Annotated in this window: 16 protein-coding genes; 12 read left to right on the plus strand and 4 right to left on the minus strand. The window is 70.6% G+C overall.

All coding sequences use genetic code 11. The annotated features are described in order from the left end of the window. On the minus strand, window positions 1–953 hold a 953-nt coding region (locus VGV13_04355; GenBank protein HEV8640311.1), incomplete at its 3' end, for a DNA-directed RNA polymerase subunit alpha. A 73-nt stretch (window positions 954–1026) separates the two neighbouring features. Here VGV13_04355 and mltG point away from each other — a divergent pair. From mltG to VGV13_04415, 12 genes are read left to right on the plus strand one after another with little or no spacing between them, the layout of a single operon-like run. After that, window positions 1027–2001, plus strand: coding sequence for an endolytic transglycosylase MltG (gene mltG / locus VGV13_04360; protein ID HEV8640312.1), 975 nt, complete (start codon window positions 1027–1029; stop codon window positions 1999–2001). 22 nt (window positions 2002–2023) lie between these two features. Continuing rightward, window positions 2024–2695: a lysophospholipid acyltransferase family protein gene (locus VGV13_04365; protein ID HEV8640313.1), complete on the plus strand. Its 672-nt coding sequence runs from the start codon at window positions 2024–2026 to the stop codon at window positions 2693–2695. Beyond that, window positions 2692–4071, plus strand: a complete 1380-nt coding sequence (gene argH / locus VGV13_04370; protein HEV8640314.1) for an argininosuccinate lyase — start codon at window positions 2692–2694, stop codon at window positions 4069–4071. The genes VGV13_04365 and argH overlap by 4 nt, the downstream gene beginning before the upstream one ends. Beyond that, window positions 4071–5153 carry a hypothetical protein gene (locus tag VGV13_04375; protein ID HEV8640315.1) on the plus strand — a complete coding sequence of 361 codons (1083 nt, stop codon included), beginning with the start codon at window positions 4071–4073 and terminating at the stop codon, window positions 5151–5153. The genes argH and VGV13_04375 overlap by 1 nt, the downstream gene beginning before the upstream one ends. A gap of 56 nt (window positions 5154–5209) precedes the next feature. Next, window positions 5210–6460 (plus strand): diaminopimelate decarboxylase, encoded by a 1251-nt coding sequence (gene lysA, locus VGV13_04380; GenBank protein ID HEV8640316.1) that lies wholly within the window; start codon window positions 5210–5212, stop codon window positions 6458–6460. After that, window positions 6457–7344, plus strand: coding sequence for a 4-hydroxy-tetrahydrodipicolinate synthase (gene dapA, locus VGV13_04385; protein ID HEV8640317.1), 888 nt, complete (start codon window positions 6457–6459; stop codon window positions 7342–7344). The genes lysA and dapA overlap by 4 nt, the downstream gene beginning before the upstream one ends. 22 nt (window positions 7345–7366) lie before the next feature. Next, a complete protein-coding gene (gene dapB / locus VGV13_04390) occupies window positions 7367–8167 on the plus strand; it encodes a 4-hydroxy-tetrahydrodipicolinate reductase (GenBank protein HEV8640318.1) in 801 nt (266 codons plus the stop codon). A 12-nt stretch (window positions 8168–8179) separates the two neighbouring features. Beyond that, on the plus strand, window positions 8180–8938 hold the full coding sequence (locus tag VGV13_04395; GenBank protein ID HEV8640319.1) for a fumarylacetoacetate hydrolase family protein: 759 nt from the start codon (window positions 8180–8182) through the stop codon (window positions 8936–8938). Continuing rightward, on the plus strand, window positions 8938–9297 hold the full coding sequence (gene folB, locus VGV13_04400) for a dihydroneopterin aldolase (GenBank protein HEV8640320.1): 360 nt from the start codon (window positions 8938–8940) through the stop codon (window positions 9295–9297). Before VGV13_04395 ends, folB begins: the two co-directional genes overlap by 1 nt. After that, window positions 9297–9845, plus strand: a complete 549-nt coding sequence (gene folK / locus VGV13_04405) for a 2-amino-4-hydroxy-6-hydroxymethyldihydropteridine diphosphokinase (protein ID HEV8640321.1) — start codon at window positions 9297–9299, stop codon at window positions 9843–9845. Before folB ends, folK begins: the two co-directional genes overlap by 1 nt. Window positions 9846–9851: 6 nt before the next feature. Further along, complete coding sequence (locus tag VGV13_04410) at window positions 9852–10367, plus strand: sigma-70 family RNA polymerase sigma factor (protein ID HEV8640322.1); 516 nt, start codon at window positions 9852–9854, stop codon at window positions 10365–10367. Then, window positions 10364–11071: a hypothetical protein gene (locus tag VGV13_04415; protein HEV8640323.1), complete on the plus strand. Its 708-nt coding sequence runs from the start codon at window positions 10364–10366 to the stop codon at window positions 11069–11071. Before VGV13_04410 ends, VGV13_04415 begins: the two co-directional genes overlap by 4 nt. 32 nt (window positions 11072–11103) lie before the next feature. Here the strand turns inward: VGV13_04415 and VGV13_04420 are convergent, their stop codons facing one another. The 3 genes from VGV13_04420 to VGV13_04430 all read right to left on the minus strand — a co-directional run. Beyond that, a complete protein-coding gene (locus VGV13_04420; protein ID HEV8640324.1) occupies window positions 11104–11652 on the minus strand; it encodes a Uma2 family endonuclease in 549 nt (182 codons plus the stop codon). 46 nt (window positions 11653–11698) lie between these two features. Beyond that, window positions 11699–12913 (minus strand): O-antigen ligase family protein, encoded by a 1215-nt coding sequence (locus tag VGV13_04425; GenBank protein ID HEV8640325.1) that lies wholly within the window; start codon window positions 12911–12913, stop codon window positions 11699–11701. A gap of 417 nt (window positions 12914–13330) precedes the next feature. Continuing rightward, on the minus strand, window positions 13331–14465 hold a 1135-nt coding region (locus tag VGV13_04430), incomplete at its 5' end, for an undecaprenyl-phosphate glucose phosphotransferase (GenBank protein ID HEV8640326.1).

Here is a 14465-nt window from a genome sequence, read left to right on the forward strand (position 1 = left end):
TCCAGCTCCTCCGGGTCCAGCCGCATCCCCAGGTGGAGGCCCATCTCCCCGAGGATCGTCTTGATCTCGTTGAGCGACTTCTTGCCGAAGTTCTTCGTCTTGAGCAGCTCGGCTTCGGTCTTCTGCACGAGGTCGGCGATCGTCCGGATGTTGGCGGTCTTGAGACAGTTGGAGGCGCGCACCGACAGCTCCAGCTCGTCTACGTTGCGGAAGAGGTTCTCGTTCAGCTCGGCCCGCGGCCGCAGCTCGTCCCGCTCCGACTCCTCCGACTCCGGAGTCGCCACCGGGAAGTCCATCAGCAGATCGAAGTGATCCTCCAAGATCCGGGAGGCCTCACCCACCGCCACCGCCGGCGATATGCTGCCGTCCGTCCAGACCTCGATCACGAGCCGCTCGTGCGCCTGGTCCATCGACTCCACGTGGGCGTTCACCTGCTTGACGGGGGAGAAGTCGGCGTCGAGGAGGATGGCGTTGATCGGGAGCGCCTCCGGTTCCCGGCGTTCGGCCGGCACCCAGCCCCGGCCGCGCTCGATGCATACTTCCATCTCCAGCACGCCGTCCTTGTCCAGCGTGGCGAGCGGCACGTCGGGTGTCAGGATCTCGACGTCGGCGTCCGCCTCGAAGTCGCCCGCCTTGACGACGCCGACGCCCTGCACCTTGAGCCGCAGGATCTTGGGGCGGTTGACGTGGAGACGGAAGACCACCTTGCGCAGGTTCATGAGGATGTCCAGCGTGTCCTCCATGACACCCGGCATGTGGGAGAACTCGTGCAGGACGTTCTCGATCTTCACCCAGGTGGGCGCGGCACCGTGGATCGCCGAGAGGATGACGCGGCGGTAGGCGTTGCCGACAGTCAGCGCGAATCCCGGCTCGAACGGCTCGATGACCAGCTTGCCGTAGGTGTTTTCGGAGACCTGCCAGTCGTGACGCGTGGGGAGCTCGAGCTCCAGCATGAAGACCCCCTTGGAATTTCCGGGGCACGGCCCCGAGCGCGTAGTATATCAAACAATGAGCATACGTCGCCGATTGCTCCTGGTCGCAGTCCTGGTCTTCGTCGCCTGGGAGACCTGGCGCGTGCTGACCCCGCCCGGCCCCCTCCGCGACGGGCCCCGGACCGTTCTCATCCCGGCCCACGCGAGCCTGGTAGGAATCGCCGCCCGCCTGAAGATGGCGGGCGCGATCCGCAGCCCCGAGGGCTTCCTGGCCCTGAGCCTGGTCCGCGGCAGCCTGCGGTCCCTCAAGGCCGGCGAGTACGAGGTCCCCCGCGACGCCTCCACGCTGGACGTCCTCGCGCTGCTGGAGAACGGCCGGGTGCGCCAGCACCCGGTGTTGCATCCGGAAGGCGCGTCGCTCACCGACCTGGGACGGACGCTGGAGAGCGCCCGGCTCGCTCGGACCGCGGAAATCATAAAGGCGGCGACGGACCCGGCCTTCCTCCGGGCCCAGGGCATCGAGGGTCCCAGCGCCGAGGGCTACCTCTTCCCGGACACCTACCACTTCATCCGCGGCATGACACCTGAGCAGATGCTCGGGCGCATGATCCAGCGCCTGCAGAGCAAGCTCACGCCGGAGCTGCTGGAGAGGGCGCGGCAGCGCAAACTGAGCGTACACGAGCTGCTCACGCTGGCCTCGATCATCGAGCGCGAAGCGGTGGTGCCCGGCGAGCGGCGGCTCATCTCGGCCGTCTTCTGGAACCGGCTCAAGCTGGGGATGCCGCTCCAGGCGGATCCGACGGTCCAGTACGCCGTGGGCAAGGAGCGCCGGGCGCTGACGCGCGCCGATCTGGCCACCGATCACCCGTACAACACGTATCTGCGCGCGGGGCTCCCGCCCGGGCCCATCGCCAGCCCCGGCCTCGGCGCCATCGAGGCGGCGCTCGACCCGGCCCCGGTCAAGTATCTCTACTTCGTCAAGAAGGACGACCAGCGCCATCACTTCTCCGTCACGGTCGAGGAGCACAACAGCGCCGTCGCCCGCTACCGGTTCGCACGCACCCGCTGAACGTGCTATAACACCCGGCGAAATGGCGCCGTCGACGGCCGTCTCCGCTAAGCCGCGCGCCGTGATCGACGGCGCCGCCGAGCCCCTGCTCTACCGCGCGCTGCGCGGGCCCGTGCGGGCGCTGCTCCAGCGTTGGTTCGATTTTGCCGTCGAAGGTCTCGAGCACGTGCCGGCGCGGGGCCCGTACATCGTGGCGGCGAATCACCACAACTACCTCGACGGCGTCCTGCTCGGCGCGGCCGTGCCCGAGCCCATCGTCTTCCTCGTGATGCCACGCGTGTATCGGGCCACGCCGCTCCATCCGCCCTTCCACCGCCACATGGGCTCGATCCCCATCAACCTCGAGCGGCCGGACGTCGCCGCGCTCCGGAGCGCGCTGGGGGCGCTCGAGCGAGGCCGCATCGTCGGGATCTTCCCGGAGGGGCCCTTCAGCGTCCGCGGCCGGCTCGAGCCCGGTCTGCCGGGCGTGGCGCTGCTCGCGCTGCGCTCGGGCGCGCCCGTCGTCCCCGCCGCCATCCGCGGCACCTACCAGGCCCTGGTCGGGCGACGGTTCTACATTCCCCGCCGGCACCCCCTCGGGGTGAGGTTCGGGCCGCCACGCGTGTTCACGTCGGCCCGCGGGGCCCGCGCGCGCGAGGCGCGCGAGCGCGTGACCCAGCGGGTCATGGCGGATATCGCCGCCCTCCTGTCTTGAAGAAACCCTGGTCCGGACGGTTCAGCGGGCGGACCGATCCGGGCGCCGAGCGGTTCACGGCGTCGCTGGGGTTCGACCGGCGGCTGGCGCCCTACGACATCGAGGGCGGCGTGGCCTGGGCGCTGGCGCTGGGCCGCGCGGGTCTCCTGACCGAGGCCGAGCGCGACGCCATCCTCAAGGGGCTGGAGACGGTCCGGGCGGAGATCGAAGGCGACACGTTCCCGTTCCGCCCCGAGCTGGAAGACATCCACATGAACATCGAGCGCCGCCTCGTCGAGCTGATCGGACCGGTCGGCGGCAAGCTGCACACGGGGCGCTCGCGCAACGATCAGATCGCGCTGGACGAGCGGCTCTACCTCAAAGACGTGGCCGAGCGCGTGGGCCGCGGCCTCCGGACCACCCAGTCGGCGCTGGTGGAGCGCGCCGCCACGACGCTAGAGGCTCCCATGCCGGGCTACACCCACCTGCAGCGGGCCCAGCCCATCGTGCTCGCGCATCACCTGCTCGCCTACGTTTTCATGTTCCAGCGCGACCGCGAGAGGTTCCAGGCCTGCCGCGCCCGGGCCGACGTGCTGCCGCTGGGCAGCGGCGCCCTGGCCGGGGCGGGCTTCCCCATCGACCGCGAAGCGCTGGCGCGTGACCTCGGCTTCGCCGCGCCGAGCCCCAACAGCCTCGACGCGGTCAGCGACCGGGACTACATCGTCGAGTTCCTGGCCGCCGCCGCCATCACCGGCATGCATCTCTCGCGCCTGGCCGCCGACCTGACGCTGTGGGCCACCGCCGAGTTCGGCTTCGTGGAGTTCGCCGACGCCTTCGCCACCGGCTCGTCGATCATGCCGCAGAAGAAGAATCCGGACGTGGCCGAGCTGATCCGGGGCAAGAGCGGGCGCCTCTACGGCAACCTGGTCGCCGTGCTCACGACGATGAAGGGGCTGCCGCTGGCGTACAACTCGGACATGCAGGAGGACAAGGAGCCGTTCTTCGACTCGGCCGACACCCTGGAGGCGATCCTGGCCGTGCTGCCGCCGATGCTCGGCTCCCTCACGTTCAAGACGGAGCGCATGCGCCAGGCGGCCGGTGAGCACTTCGCCACCGCCACGGATCTGGCGGACTACCTCGTGCGGAAGGGGCTGCCCTTCCGCCAGGCCCACGAGGTGGTGGGCCGCGTCGTCCGCCACGCGCTGGAGGCGGGCAAGACGCTGGAGGGCCTGAGCCTCGAGGAGCTGCGTCGCTTCTCCGATCTGTTCGCCTCCGACGTCCGCGCGGCGATCACCGTCGACGCTTCGCTGCGGGCACGGGCCGTCACCGGAGGCTCCGCGCCGGCAGCCGTCAGCCGGGCCCTGGCCCTCGCGCGCTCCTTCCTCGACGCCCCCTGATGCGCCGGCTCGCGCCACTGGTGGCGCTCGGCCTCGCGCTGGTGGCGTGCGGCAAGGCGGGCCCGCCGGTGGCCCCCGAGCGGCGCCTGCCCCAGCCCGTCACCGACCTCCGCGGCGTGATCGAGAACGGCGGCATCGAGCTCAGCTGGACGAACCCGACCCGGCGCGCCGACAACACGCGCCTGCGCGACCTGGCCGCGGCGCGCGTCTTCCGTGCCGAGGACGCCGGCCCCGGCGAGCCCAAGCCGGCGCTCCTGTCCCGGGGGCGGATCGTCGGCTATATGGAAGTGGCGACCATTCGCCTGGGCGGTCCGCCCCCGGCGGACGCGCCCGCGCCGGCGGTCGTTCTGGGCCACGCCATCCGGCTGACCGACCGCCAGGGCCTCACCCCCGGGCGCCGCTACAGCTACGTCGTGGTCACCGAGGACGGACAGGGACGCGTGAGCCCGCCCTCGCCGCGCGTGACGCTCACGCTCATCGCCCCGCCCGAGCCGCCCGCGAGGCTCGCCGCCGTGGCCGGCGAGCGCGAGGTGAGGCTCCGCTGGGAGGCCCCGGCCCGCCTCGTCGACGGCACCCCACCCCCCGGACCGCTGGCCTACGAGGTGCTCCGCGCCGCCGACGCGACCACGCCGCCCGAGGTGGTGACGCCCGCGCCCATCGAGGCGACGCAGCTCACCGACCGGAACCTCGAGAACGAGCGCCCGTACTACTACGCCGTCCGCGCCATCCGCCGCGAGGGAGAGACGATCGCCCGCAGCCAGCCGACCGAGCGCGTGTCCGCCACGCCCGTGAAGATGACGCCCCCTGCGCCCCCCTCCGATCTCGTGGCCGCGCCGGCCGGGAACACCGTCCGTCTGAGCTGGAGACCGAGCCCCGACCCCGACGCCGCCACCTACGTCGTCTACCGCGCCGCCGGCAGCGGGCCCTTCCAGCGCGTCGGCTCCACCAGGGCGCCCTCCACCGTCTTCGTGGACCGCGACGTGACCAGCGGGACTTATAGGTATGTCGTGACGGCCCAGGATGCGAGCTCGCGCGCGAACGAGAGCCCGCGCTCGAACGAGGCGCGGGTCACGCTGCCTTGACTTCCCCGGGGTCGGGTGCTACGGTCACGAGGGAAAATACCCGATATCACGCGCAGATGGATCACGTCACGTATCGTCAGGGCGAGCTCTCCTGTGAATCGGTCTCGCTCCGCGCGCTGGCCGAGGCCGTCGGTACGCCCGCTTACGTCTACTCCAAGGCTGCGCTGCTCGACGCCTTCGCCGCCTACGACCGCGCGTTCACGGACACGCCGCATCTGATCTGCTATTCGGTCAAGGCCAACTCGACCCTCGGCGTGCTGTCCACGCTGGCCAAGGCCGGCGCCGGCGCCGACATCGTGAGCGGTGGCGAGCTCTACCGCGCGCTGCGGGCAGGCATCCCGCCCAAGCGGATCATCTTCGACGGCGTGGGCAAGACCCGCGACGAGATGCGTGACGCGCTCAAGGCCGACATCCTGATGTTCAACGTCGAGTCGATGAGCGAGCTGCGCGCGCTGGACGAGGTGGCGCGCGAGATGGGGACCCGGGCTCCGGTATCGTTGCGCGTGAACCCCGACGTCGACCCCCAGACCCATCCCTACATCGCGACAGGGCTCAAGACCTCCAAGTTCGGGATCCCCATCGACCAGGCCCTGCCGAGCTACGACGACGCGGCCCGCCGGCGCGGCCTGGAGGTCGTCGGGGTCGACATGCACATCGGCTCCCAGCTCGTGAAGACGTCGCCCTTCGCCGACGCCACCGCCCGGGTTGTCGCCCTCGTCAAGGCGCTCCGCCAGCGCGGCATCGCCGTGCGCCTGCTCGACGTCGGCGGCGGCCTGGGCATCCGGTACCGCGACGAGGCTCCACCCAGCCCCGTCGACTACGCCCGCACGGTGATCCCGCTCATCGCGGAGCTGGGGGTCACAATACTGATAGAGCCCGGCCGATCGATCGTCGGCAACGCGGGAGTCCTCCTCACCCGCGTGCTCTATCGGAAGGAGACGCCGGACAAGCGGTTCGTCGTCGTGGACGCGGCCATGAACGACCTCATCCGGCCGGCGCTCTACAACGCCTACCACGAGATCCGGCCGATCGACGAGCGGCGGCTCACGAGCCCGGTGGAGACGGCCGACGTGGTGGGCCCGATCTGTGAGTCGGGCGACTTCCTGGCCAAGGACCGCCCGCTGCCCCGACCGGAGGAGGGCGACCTGCTGGCGGTGATGAGCGCGGGGGCCTACACTTCGGTGATGGCGTCGAACTACAACACGCGCCCGCGGGCGGTCGAGGTGCTCGTCGACGGCAATCGCTACACGATCGTGCGCCGCCGGGAGACGTACGAAGACCTGGTGGCGGGGGAGACGGTGTTATGACGCGCACGCTGCAGGGTTCGCTCGTCGCCATGGTGACCCCGTTCCGGAACGGGAAGGTCGATGAGGCGAAGGTCCGCGAGCTGGTGGAGTTCCACGTCACGCACGGGACGGACGCGATCGTGGCCTGCGGCACCACGGGGGAGGACCCCGGCCTCAGTCACGACGAGCACGACCGGGTGGTGGAGGTGATCATCCAGACCGCGGCGGGCCGGCTCCCCGTGATCGTGGGCACGGGGTCGAACTCGACCGCTCACGCCATCGAGCTGACCCGTCATGCCGAGCGTGCCGGCGCCACCGCCGCGCTGGTCGTCAACCCGTACTACAACAAGCCCACCCAGGAAGGGCTCTACCGGCACTTCCGGGCGGTGGCCGAGGCGGTCTCGATCCCGATCCTCGTGTACAACATCCAGAGCCGGACGGCGGTGAACGTGGAGACCGACACGCTGGCGCGCCTGGCCCGCGACTGCAAGAACGTCGTGGGCGTGAAGGAGGCGTCGGGCTCGCTCGACCAGATGAGCCAGGTCGTCGCCGCCTGCGGCCCCGACTTCACGGTGCTCTCCGGCGACGACAACCTGACGCTGCCGCTCATGGCCATCGGCGGGCGCGGCGTCATCTCCGTGATCGCCAACATCGTGCCCCGCGAGACGGCGGAGATGACCCATGCCGCGCTGGACGGGGACTGGAAGCGGGCGCGCGAGCTGCACTACAAGCTCTTCCCGCTGGCCCGGGCCGCCTTCATCGAGACGAACCCCATCCCGATCAAGGAGGCGATGGCCATGGCCGGGATGATCGAGCCGGAGTTCCGGCTCCCGATGTGCCGCATGAGCGACGCCAACCGGGAGCGCCTGCGCGCCGTCCTCAAGCCCTACGGCCTCGTGAAGTAGCCCGCCGGGCGTCGAGGGGATCATGACGGACGTCGTGGTGGCCGGCGCCGCCGGCCGCATGGGAAGTCGCATCGTCGCCTGCCTCGGTGAGGCCCGCGAGCTCCGCCTGGTCGCCGCGCTGGAGGCGCCCAGCCACCCGGCCCTGGGAAAGGATGCCGGGGAGACCGCTGGCGTGGGCGCGCTCGGCGTTCCGCTCGCGAGCGACGCCGTCGCCGCGCTGGCGCGGGACCGGGTGCTCATCGAGTTCTCGACGCCCGAGGCGAGCCTCCAGCACCTGCGGCTCGCCGCGGCGGCCGGCGCCCGCGCGGTCATCGGCACCACCGGCTTCACTCCCAAGCAGCGCGAGGAGATCTCCGACCTCGCCAAGAAGACCGCGATCGTGCTGGCGCCCAACTTCTCGGTGGGAGTGACCGTGGCCCTCAAGGCCCTCGCCCTCATGGCCAAGACGCTGGGCGACGAGTACGACGTGGAGATCTCCGAGATCCACCACCGGTTCAAGAAGGACGCGCCCAGCGGCACCGCGCTGCGGATGGCCGAGGTCCTGGCCGCCGCGCTGGGCCGCGACCTGGGAACCGTCGCCGTGTACGGTCGCCAGGGGCTGCCGGGAGAGCGCACACAGAAAGAGATCGGGATCTTCTCGTTGCGCTCCGGCGACGTGGTCGGGGAGCACACGGTGTCCTTCGGCACCCTGGGCGAGCGCCTGGAGCTGACGCACCGAGCCCACAACCGGGACACTTTCGCCCGCGGCGCCCTCCGGGCCGCGCGCTTCGTCACCACCCAGCCGCCCGGCCTCTACTCGATGCAGGACGTCCTCGGGTTCTGACCCGGCGAGACGATGCGGATCGTCCGATTCAAGGTGGACGGCAAGACGCGCTACGGAGTGCTGGAGGGGGCTTACGTCGTCGAGTACTCGGGCACGCCGTTCAGCGCCTTCCGGCGCGGCCGGCGACGGTACCCGGTCCGGCAGGTGGTATTGCTGGCCCCCGTGCTGCCGTCCAAGATCGTCGCCATCGGGCTCAACTACCGCGATCACGCCGCCGAGCTGGGGCTCTCCATCCCGGCCGAGCCCGTCATCTTCCTGAAGCCCGTGAGCGCGCTGATCGGCCCCGACGACCCGATCCTCTACCCCCCGCAGAGTCAGCGGGTGGACCACGAGGCGGAGCTGGCGATCGTGATGCGCCGGCGGTGTCGGAACGTGCCGGCCGGCCGCGCCCGCGAGCACGTGCTGGGCTACACGTGCCTCAACGACGTGACCGCGCGAGATATACAAATGAAGGACCGACAGCCGGTCCGGGCCAAGGCCTTCGACAGCTTCTGCCCGATCGGCCCCTGCGTCGCCACCGACATCGATCCCAACGCCGTCGCCATCGAGGCCTACGTCAACGGCGAGCTCAGGCAGTCGTCGAACACCACGGAGCTGATCTTCTCCGTGGAGGACATCGTCGCGCGCGTCTCGGAGATCATGACGCTCCTGCCCGGCGACGTCATCGCCTCGGGCACGCCGGCCGGCGTGGGGCCGCTGGTGCCCGGCGATCGGGTCGAGGTCCGCATCCAGGGCATCGGCAGCCTGCAGAACCCGGTGGTGAAGGTCTGATGCCGGACAAGCTGCTGCTCGACGACGTGCGGTTCTATGGCCAGCACGGCACCACCAAGGCCGAGCAGGCGCTGGGCGCGTGGTTCTCGGTGGACGCCGAGCTCTCGCTCGACCTGGCCGCCGCCGCGCTCTCCGACGACCTGGGGGCCACCGTCGACTACGGCCAGGTCGCGCACCGCATCGTCGAGATCGGCACCCGCAACCGCGTCAACCTCCTGGAGCGCCTGGCCAGCCTCATCGCCGACGCGCTCCTGCACGAGTTCCCCACCCAGGAGGTGCGCATCCGCGTGCGCAAGCTGACGCCCCCGCTGGAGGGTCTGGTGGGAACGCCGGGCGTGGAACTGACTCGCAGGCGCTGATGGCCCGCGTCTACCTCAGTCTGGGCTCGAACCTCGGGGACCGGTTGGCGTTGCTCCGGGCGGCGGTCGCGACGCTCCGGCGCACCGCCGGCATCGAGTTCGTCGCGGCCTCGCGCCTCTACGAGACCGAGCCCTGGGAGAGTGAGCCCGGCCAGTTCCGGAGCCGCCGCGACTGGTATCTCAACTGCGCGATCGTCATCGAGACGACGCTCTCACCGAACGCCCTGCTCGAGCACCTGCAGCAGATCGAGACGGGGCTGGGCCGCGAGCGCTCCACCGTCACGCCGGAGGCGGCGCGCTTCGCGCCGCGCACGCTGGACATCGATATCCTTTTCTACGAGGAACGCGTGATCAGCGTGCCGGACCGACTCCAGATTCCCCACCTGCTCCTGCACGAACGCGCCTTCGTCCTGCGTCCGCTCGCCGAGCTGGCGCCGGAGCTGGAGCACCCCACGCTCTACCGCACCGTCCGCCAGCTGCTGGAGGAGCTGGAGGACGAGCACGACGTCCAGCGCGGCGATTACCCCGCCCGCTGGTTCGAGGACTGAGCCCCCGTGGCGACCGAACCCGAGTTCCGACGCCAGGCGCTCGAGCATCTCGACGCTCTCTACAACTTCGCCGTGTATCTCACCCGGAAACCCTCCGAGGCGGAGGACCTGGTCCAGGAGACCTACCTCCGGGCGCTCCGGTTCTCCCACCGCTTCCAGCCGGGAACTCACCTCCGTGCGTGGTTGTTTCAAATTCTGAGGAATACATTCTTGACGTTTTATCGGCTGCGCGAGCGGGAATCACCCATCGCAGAAGACGGCGTTCCCGAGTGGGACGCCCCGATGTTTCACGACGCCCCGGCCGAGGGCCCGGGGACGCTGGAGGCCCACACCGACCTCGAGCGCGCCCTGCTGCGGCTGCCGGAAGAGTTCCGGACGGTGCTCCTCCTGGCCGAGATCGAAGGGATGCCGCTCGAAGAGGTGGCCCAGGTGATGGCCTGCCCGGTCGGTACCGTCAAGTCCCGCATCTTCCGAGCGAAGGAGCGGCTGCGCAGCTTGCTGCGCGACTACGAAGGAAAATGACCGATCGGTTCGCGGATCTGTCGGACGAGGCGTTGGGCCGCCGGCTGGCCACCGAGGTGCCGCGCCATGCGGCGCCGGCGCGCCTGCGCGCGGCGATCGACGAGGCGGCGGCCCCGACATCCGTGCGCGCGTGGTGGCTGGCGCCGACGCTGGCGTCGGCGGCCACCGCGCTGGTGCTGGGGCTCGCCTTCGTGCCGACGCTCCCACCCACCGCGCCGACCGAGCCGGCGCTGCGTCTGGCCCGGGCGGTCGTGGCCGAGCACACGCGGGCGGCCATGTGGGGCGCGCGCCGTCCGGCCGATATCATCCCGGCCGGGCTGCCGTGGCTGACGCAGGAGACGGGCATCGGGCTGGCCAAGGTCTTCACCGGCGACGAGCGTCTCAGCCTGCTGGCGGCCGAACCGGTCTACCTCGATCAGCGGCGCGGCCTGGCCCTGCACTACCGGGACGAGGACGGCCACCACGTGACGTACGTCGCGCTGCCCGCGCCCGGTTTCTCCGTGCCCGAGCGGCAGCGCGTCAAGATCAACGACCGATTCCGGCCGGCGCTCCTGAACGACAGCGGCTTCTCGGTCTGGGTGTGGAGGCAGGGCGACCTCGCCTGCTTCCTCGTCTCCGACATGGTTTCGCAAACCGATCTCGTGCGCTTCAAGGACTACTTCGTCCGCGTGCGCTCGGCGACGGAGCCTATTCCCGCCTACTGATCACGCCGGAGGCGACGAGGCCCCCCGGTCGCCTACGGCCAGAGAGATGCGGGAATCAGGGCGAGGTCTGGGAACGGGGGCGGACCGACCGGCGTGACGCCGCTGGCCCGGACGACGAGCGAATAACCCTCAGGCCCGAGCGCGAATGCTTCGAGGCTGCGCGCCTCCGGATCCACCAACCAGAAAAATGGAACCCGGTGGCGAGCGTAGAGCCGCGGCTTCGTGACCCGGTCGATCGTGGTCGTCGATGGGGAGATGATCTCGACCACCAGCGTTGGCGCGCCCTCCGCCCCGCGCCCGCTGAGCGCCGCCAGCCGCGAGTGATCGAAGTAGACGATGTCCGGCTGGAGGACCGTCGTATCGCTCAGGATCACGTCGAGCGGCGCATAGAGGACCTCGCCGAGCCTCCGGGCCTTGACGTGCGCGTTGAGGACCTCGAACAAGTCGCGGCTGATTCGCTGGTGGCGAGTGCCGGGCGCCGGCGTCACGGACAGGGCTCCATCGTGTAGCTCATAGCGGCGCCCGTCGTCGGGAAGGGCGGCGTAGTCGCGGTAGGTCAGGACCGCCGAGCGGGGCTCCATGGGCAACCTCCAGCCGATCGAGTGTAGGAAGCGCGCGGAGCGCGTGTCAATGCCGCGAAAGTGGAACAGTGCCGCCCCCCTCGCCGACCGCGCGCTCCACCACGAACGGGAGCGCCATCATCGCATAAGCCACCAGCGCCACCTCGGAATCGCCGAAGTTGTACTCGGTGAGGCCGCCGACCAGGAAGCCGGCGATCGCCGCCATGCTGCCCGTTACCAGGTCGCGCGGTCGCCCCGCCTGGCCCGGCAGGCGGCGCAGGACGCGCGCGGCGCGCCAGAAGAAGGCGAGGAAGACCGAGGTCCAGGCCGCCAGCCCGAGGATCCCGCGCTCCACGAGGACCTGCAGCGGCGTGTTGTGCACGTGCCCCCGGCGCTTGGCGCGGAACTCGAGGGCGGCGTACTGCGGGTACTCGCGCTTGACCCCGCCGGGCCCGACGCCGAGCAGCGGGTGGTCCCGCGCCATCGCCAGCGCGCTGCCCCACATGGCCCAGCGCTCGCGGGCCGTCGGGTCCATCGGGTCGGCGATGCTCTCGACGCGCCGGCGCAGGTCCGGTACAAGCAGCACCGCCAGCGCGAGCAGGACGACCCCCGCGATCAGCAGGAGCCGGCCGCGCTGGAGGAGCCCGAGCAGCACGGCCACACCCGCTAGGAGCCCCACCCACGCGCCGCGCACGTAGGTGAGCGCCAGGCCGGCGCCGCCCGCGAGCCAGGCGACGAGATGCCAGCGCACGCCCACGCTCCCGCCGCCGGGCAGCACCCGGGGCAGCACCGCCAGCAGCACGAGGCTCAGCACGCCGGCCAGCGTCATGTAGATGCTGTAGAAGGCGTGCGCCCGGTGGCACTTGGCCGCGACCCGACCGAGGACAGGCCCGAGCGGAGCGAGGAACGGGCACAGCGCGACCTGGAGAACCCCGATGACCGCCACGCCCGCCATCAGCGCGAGCAGCCAGCTGAGCCAGCGATCGGCGTCGGCGGGATCCACCAGCGCGTCGAGCAGGACGTAGAACGTCGCGATCAGGAGCACGCTCCGGGCGGCCAGCAGGCTCGCCAGCGGCTGCGGTGACAGAGCGGCGGCGAGGAGGGAGGCCGCGATCCACGCCGCCAAGGGGACCGCCAGCGGCCAGCTGCGCCGGGCGCGCCCCGTCCAGAGCCGCCACGCCCAGCGCAGGGCCAGCAGCGCCAGGGCCGTCTCGGCGAGCGTGATGGAGACGGCGAGCCCCAGGACGAAGGCGCCCAGCAGGAGGGCTCGGACATCTCTCAAGGGAAGACGACGAACCCTTCCCTGGAGGCGGCTTCCCGTAATCTCTCGTCCAGACACACGAAGTCATGGCCCGCCGGGCGGCTGCGCGCCCACAGGAGCGCGGCCACGAGTTGCAGGGAATCGGCGGCCCGAAGCGGATGCAGGAGGAGGACCCGGCCTGCGCTCTCTCTCACCTCCCAGGCGAGGACTTGCGAACTTGACCATACTCGAATAATCATTCGAGTATGAGCGGCATATCCCCGCCGAGAATGAGGCACCTAGTGCCGTTCCAACTATTCGCGCCTAGGAAGGCACCGTGTACGTCGTTCGTGGACAGATTTAGTATCAACAAGTTGGAACGGCACTAGCCAAGGTGGGCGGCCAGCAGCGAGGTGGCGATCCAGGCCAGGAAGGCGCGGGGCCGGGCCCGGCCCGTCATCAGTAGGCGTTCTTCCCGAAAACGCCGCGCCAGAGCGTCTTGACGAGAATCTTGAGATCGAAGGCCAGGGACCAGCGCTCGATGTAATAGAGGTCGTACTCGATGCGCTTCTGGAGCGACGTGTTGCCCCGCCAGCCGTTCACCTGCGCCCACCCGGTCATGCCGGCCTTCACCTTGTGGCGGAGCATGTAGCCGGGGATCTGCCGCCGGAACTCCTCGACGAAGACCGGGCGCTCGGGCCGCGGGCCCACCAGGCTCATCTCCCCGCGGAGCACGTTGAGGAGCTGGGGCAGCTCATCGAGGCTCCACCGGCGCAGCAGCGCGCCGAGCCACGTGCGCCGCGGATCGTCTTGCCGGGCCCAGACCGGCCCCGTCGCCGCTTCGGCGTCCGGCCGCATGGTGCGGAACTTGAGCATCGCGAAGCGACGCCCGTCGAGCCCCATCCGCTCCTGCCTGAGCAGCGCCGGGCCGGGCGAGCTCCACCGGACCGCCGGCGCGATCAGCGCCATCAGGGGCGCCGCGACGAGGAACGCGAGACCGCCGACGACGAGGTCCATCGCGCGCTTGAGCACCAGGTTCCAGCCGTACAGCGGCGACTCGCGCAGGTGGATGAGCGGTACCCCCTCGAACTCCTCGATGCCGCCGCGGAGCGAGGCGAGCCCGTAGACGTCCGGCACCAGGTGGATCGTCACCGGATCGTCGCCGATCTCGTCGAGGATGGCGCCGAGCCGCCCGTACTCGGCGTGGGGCAGCGCGACGAAGACGATGTCCACGTCCTGCCGGTCCAGGATCGCCCGCAGCTCCTCGACCCGGCCCAGCCACGACACCGACGTTCCTCCGTCGTCCTTGTCGCCCACGAGCCCGAGCACCTGCACGCCGGCGTCAGGACGGCGGCGGAGCGCGGTGAGGATCTCCGTGGCCGGACCGGCCCCGCCCACGACGATCGCGCGCCGCAAATTCAGGCCGCGCCGGCGAGCGAAGCGCAGCCCCTCACGAAACGTCGCGCGCCAGAAGCTCATGGTCAGGATCGAGAGCACCCAGAAGTAGAGGATGACGACGCGCGAGTACTCGTACCTCCGGAACGCGAACGTCATGATGGCGATGAGAACCAGCACGCCCAGCGTGGAGGCTTTG

Source organism: Candidatus Methylomirabilota bacterium (assembly GCA_036001065.1).
Classification (GTDB): domain Bacteria; phylum Methylomirabilota; class Methylomirabilia; order Rokubacteriales; family CSP1-6; genus MNEF01.

Coding starts and splice junctions, on each gene's coding strand:
- VGV13_04365 (HEV8640313.1), top strand. CDS start 2,024: ATGGCGCCGTCGACGGCCGTCTCCGCTAAGCCGCGCGCCGTGATCGAC.
- VGV13_04375 (HEV8640315.1), top strand. CDS start 4,071: ATGCGCCGGCTCGCGCCACTGGTGGCGCTCGGCCTCGCGCTGGTGGCG.
- lysA (HEV8640316.1), top strand. CDS start 5,210: ATGGATCACGTCACGTATCGTCAGGGCGAGCTCTCCTGTGAATCGGTC.
- dapA (HEV8640317.1), top strand. CDS start 6,457: ATGACGCGCACGCTGCAGGGTTCGCTCGTCGCCATGGTGACCCCGTTC.
- dapB (HEV8640318.1), top strand. CDS start 7,367: ATGACGGACGTCGTGGTGGCCGGCGCCGCCGGCCGCATGGGAAGTCGC.
- VGV13_04395 (HEV8640319.1), top strand. CDS start 8,180: ATGCGGATCGTCCGATTCAAGGTGGACGGCAAGACGCGCTACGGAGTG.
- folB (HEV8640320.1), top strand. CDS start 8,938: ATGCCGGACAAGCTGCTGCTCGACGACGTGCGGTTCTATGGCCAGCAC.
- folK (HEV8640321.1), top strand. CDS start 9,297: ATGGCCCGCGTCTACCTCAGTCTGGGCTCGAACCTCGGGGACCGGTTG.
- VGV13_04415 (HEV8640323.1), top strand. CDS start 10,364: ATGACCGATCGGTTCGCGGATCTGTCGGACGAGGCGTTGGGCCGCCGG.
- VGV13_04420 (HEV8640324.1), bottom strand. CDS start 11,652: ATGGAGCCCCGCTCGGCGGTCCTGACCTACCGCGACTACGCCGCCCTT.